We start from the raw sequence: 472 nt of genomic DNA, 5'->3' as shown, positions 1-472 counted from the left end.
TTCCCAATACAGGTTAGTCGCTTTATCTACAACGTCTTGTCTATCGAACTTCGCTGTCTTGGCCATAACATCTACTTCATTAATCTGAACATATGTTCAATATTTTAAGATGAACACTCGTTCTAGTAAAGGAGTGTCTGGTTACTCCGGCAATCTCGCAAAGATCGATAGCATTAATCGGTAATAAAAAACTCTAATCATCAACAACTTCGACGGTTTTATGTTGTGCGCCGTAATAGGTACCTTCATCGATGGTGTACATCAGCGTTTCTTTGCACTCTGGGCAATCGAATTCTTCATTGGGTTCGATTGCTTCCTCTTCTACCCATTCCCATCCAATGTGTTCTTCGCAAGCGGGGCAATCCATAAAAATACCTCTCAGCTGTTGTCGCATATTTACTGCGAGTTTCTACTTAATAAGCTCGGCAGTATACATATTTGAGACTGAATATATAGATGCTCGTGAGTGAAT

The 472-nt window shown here is 40.3% G+C and carries 1 protein-coding gene and 1 pseudogene; both read right to left on the bottom strand.

The window, feature by feature from the left end; genetic code table 11:
- Nucleotides 1-66 (bottom strand): annotated as a pseudogene (locus AB4653_RS24200) (TetR/AcrR family transcriptional regulator); the annotation flags it as partial.
- Nucleotides 67-193: 127 nt separating this feature from the next.
- A complete protein-coding gene (locus AB4653_RS24195) occupies nt 194-367 on the bottom strand; it encodes a hypothetical protein (RefSeq protein WP_012601113.1) in 174 nt (57 codons plus the stop codon).
- Between the last annotated feature and the right edge of the window lie 105 nt (nt 368-472).

Source organism: Vibrio sp. 10N.222.48.A3, from assembly GCF_041475345.1.
Classification (GTDB): domain Bacteria; phylum Pseudomonadota; class Gammaproteobacteria; order Enterobacterales; family Vibrionaceae; genus Vibrio; species Vibrio tasmaniensis_A.
This window is presented reverse-complemented; position numbering and strand designations above follow the sequence as displayed.

Bases quoted from the DNA above. Each gene is read 5' to 3' on its own strand.
- AB4653_RS24195 (WP_012601113.1), bottom strand. From the start codon at position 367: ATGGATTGCCCCGCTTGCGAAGAACACATTGGATGGGAATGGGTAGAA.